Source organism: Bradyrhizobium sp. Unk1 (assembly GCF_059512345.1).
In genome coordinates, this window is sequence record NZ_JCAMOP010000139.1 from 1 (window position 1) to 2,944 (window position 2,944).

Consider the following 2,944-nt stretch of genomic DNA (forward strand, 5'->3'; position numbering starts at 1 on the left):
TTGCGGTGCTTGCAGCCAATCAGGCCCGCGCGGCCGATCAGTCTTTGAGCCAAGCAGATCGCCAAGTCGCGACGTTTGATGCCGAGGAGGCTCAGGCAATGGTGGGCATACTCGATAGCGTGAAACCCAATCTCGGGCCGAAGGAGGCACGAAAGATCGCTGCACGCATACGAACGCTTCTAGAGAGGAAGAGGTGAGTGCCAGCCGGTTCGGGTGGGACGCCTGTGAGACTTTCGCCAGCGGCGCGCCCGCGCTGCCTGCGATCCGGGACTGATCGCCAAGTCACCGCCCTATCCTGGTAGTTGCGCTAGGGCATTCGTCGGGATGATATATACCCGTCAGCTTCTTTCGTCGCTGAGGCTGGCCCCGAAGTTGGCGGCACGGGGCAGGGACAGCGCTTCATCGGTATGGCGGTGCCGAGTCACGTTGCCGCTAACTTCACCGGCAGCGCGGGTGTGGCAGGGATAGCGTCGTTGCGCATTTCCGGCGCCGAGTCGCGCCCGCGCTGTTACGGTGTGCGGGTTAGTCATAAAAGGCACGGGGTTCGCTCGCGATAGCTGACGAAAGGCTGACGGACTGTCCTGCTTCAATCACGACCGACAGGCTGACCGCGGACTCCAAGATTACTCTCCCATCGTGTCCCCGAGTGAGGTGCCCCAGCGCGGGCAGCATGCCTGGGCGAGACGTTGGGCTAGCCAGAAATCGAGCCACGACTCGATCATTATGACCGTGAAAATGTAGAGCAGCATCACGCACCGCTCAAAATCGCAGCGCGTTGCAAATCTGCCCAACACTCCGTGTAGCGGCGGTAGGATACTCGTTCGCGCTTTGAGGTGCAGTCCAAGCACACGCGAGAAAACGGCAGTTGCCAGTCGCGCATAAGAAAATCTCACGTCCTGAAAAACGACTCTAAGTTACTATCGCAACCAAGGGCTGTCCACCGGAAAGAAAGCAGCTTCGCTCTCCGTAATTGTCCGGTGGTTAGCTAAAGTGCGCGAGGTATATCGCTATGGTTGAGTGGGGCGGTGCTGCCGGTGTCGCTGCACAACGATCCTGTCATTTTGGACAGGTGCGTCCCGCTCTAATATGAGCGCATGATCGCCGCGGTGGAGGGCCTTCATATGCAGCGCTATTATTTTCCGATGATCCACAACGGTCGCCTTCAGCCGGACGGCGAGGGTGAGATGTTCGGCTCGGCAGATCTCGCGAGTCAGTATGGCGCCAGCGTTGCTCGGGATATCGGCGGCGATCCTGACTACGATCGCGTTAGCGAAACTGTCGTGCTGGTCTTTGATGGCGAAGGCGCGGAGATCGCGCGGCACGTGGTTCAGGGCGACTGACCTGGTGACGCGCAGCCTTACCTACAAATTCTTGTAGTTGACCAGTGCGTGTTCTCCGGGCTCGAATCGCTATCGAGCGGATCCCTCTGTCAGTTGCGAGCCCCAATCACGACTGCAAGAAAGGAGAGCAGGGCAATGTCTCCACTAAAAGCAATCACCAGTTGGTTGGAAACGCTAGACTTGGACATGCAGCTTGAGGTCGCTGGTTTCGCGGCATTTTTAATGTTTGAGCGGGACGATGTTCTCACGCTAGGTGGATCAGAGCAGCTCGAAGCTCTTCATCAGTGGTTGAACGAGCCGGGCTTACCATCATACGTCGCTGCAGACCGTGCCTTATCCTTTCGAATATGCTTCGGTTGCTTTGTCGATGATAGAATGACGGACGCCGGGTGGAAGCGAACTGAAGAGCTGGTTTGCAAAATTCTTAAAGAAGCGAAGCGCGGCGGGAAGTTCGCGGCTTCGCGCAAGGCGCAAAGGATGCTCGCGCTTCTCCCCGCTCGGAAAGAGAGTTGGGAACGTGTTGTAAGATCCTGGAACGAATTGGCTGCGACTTGTCTAACAAACGAGGCTGTAAGAAGTTGGAGCGCCGCCAGCAAGCGCATTGGCTTGAAGGTAATTCCAAGTAGCGGCGTTCCGATTGTTCCGCTCAGGTCGCCTCATCGAGGCACCGGTTAGTTCTGCCTTAGATTGTGGCCGGATGGATGGGGTGCAGTAATGGAAAATGAACCGGATGATTTCATCGGACGGATTGCCGAGATCGAACTCGACGAGTCGGCTGCTATCATAATTGAGCAGGTGGACGACGAAATCACGCTCGCCATTGCGAGCATTGTCGGCGTTCATTTCCAAGTGACGGCGGATCAGGCGCTTGAGTTGTCTCGGGCCCTTGCTGTGGCTGCAGAGAATGCGGCGAACTTTCGCGCGGCGGCCGACACCTAGCCGTCTGCGCGAGCCGCACCCAATCGTGGGGAACAGCGGGCGAAACAAACGAGGCGCCTGAGTAATGGTCGATGTAACGGAGCGTCCGCTTTATCTCACCGACGATCAGATCGCCGTGGCTGTGCTCGGTACGGAGAGGGCCCACGAATGGCCAGCTTTAGCAAAGGAGCTAGAGGCGTTCATTCCGTTGCCTCGGATTCATCGTCGCATGAAAGCGCGCTTCTGGCCGGACATCGTCGAATATTTTCGTTGAACCGCCCCGGGTTTGCCGGAGGCCATTTGGTTTAAGTTATGCCGCCATGGTGGGTTGTTCCAGCATGGCGTAGTAGCGTTGCTCGGCTTCGGCCGGCGGGATGTTGCCGATGGGCTCCAGGAGCCTTCGGTCGTTGAACCAGTCGACCCATTCCAGGGTCGCGAACTCGACGGCCTCGAAGTTGCGCCATGGTCCGCGCCGATGGATTACCTCGGCCTTGTAGAGACCGTTGATGGTTTCGGCGAGAGCATTGTCATAAGAATCTCCGACACTGCCGACGGAAAGTTCGATGCTGGCTTCAGCCAGGCGCTCGGTGTACTTGATGGATACGTATTGGGCGGATTCAAACGGTCGTCGCAACACCGTGAAGTTGGAGGTTGCGATGAAAGTTGTAAGTCGACGTTCGACACGG

General features: G+C 57.6%; 6 protein-coding genes. 5 read left to right on the forward strand and 1 reads right to left on the reverse strand.

From position 1 onward, the window contains the following. From AC5ZFO_RS47565 to AC5ZFO_RS47585, 5 genes are all read left to right on the forward strand, one after another. Positions 1–197 (forward strand): hypothetical protein (locus tag AC5ZFO_RS47565; RefSeq protein WP_496124209.1); only part of this gene is annotated, 197 nt, incomplete at its 5' end. Positions 198–1,094: 897 nt separating this feature from the next. Continuing rightward, complete coding sequence (locus tag AC5ZFO_RS47570) at positions 1,095–1,340, forward strand: DUF6894 family protein (protein ID WP_496124210.1); 246 nt, start codon at positions 1,095–1,097, stop codon at positions 1,338–1,340. A gap of 135 nt (positions 1,341–1,475) precedes the next feature. Then, the gene (locus AC5ZFO_RS47575; protein WP_283023152.1) at positions 1,476–2,015 is read left to right on the forward strand and encodes a hypothetical protein; all 540 of its coding nucleotides are present in this window, start codon (positions 1,476–1,478) and stop codon (positions 2,013–2,015) included. Between the two features lie 39 nt (positions 2,016–2,054). Further along, positions 2,055–2,279, forward strand: a complete 225-nt coding sequence (locus AC5ZFO_RS47580; RefSeq protein WP_283023153.1) for a hypothetical protein — start codon at positions 2,055–2,057, stop codon at positions 2,277–2,279. A 64-nt stretch (positions 2,280–2,343) separates the two neighbouring features. After that, complete coding sequence (locus AC5ZFO_RS47585; protein WP_496124211.1) at positions 2,344–2,532, forward strand: hypothetical protein; 189 nt, start codon at positions 2,344–2,346, stop codon at positions 2,530–2,532. Between the two features lie 36 nt (positions 2,533–2,568). Here the strand turns inward: AC5ZFO_RS47585 and AC5ZFO_RS47590 are convergent. Next, positions 2,569–2,944, reverse strand: a 376-nt coding sequence (locus AC5ZFO_RS47590) for an integrase core domain-containing protein (protein WP_496124212.1), incomplete at its 5' end; no start/stop codon positions are given.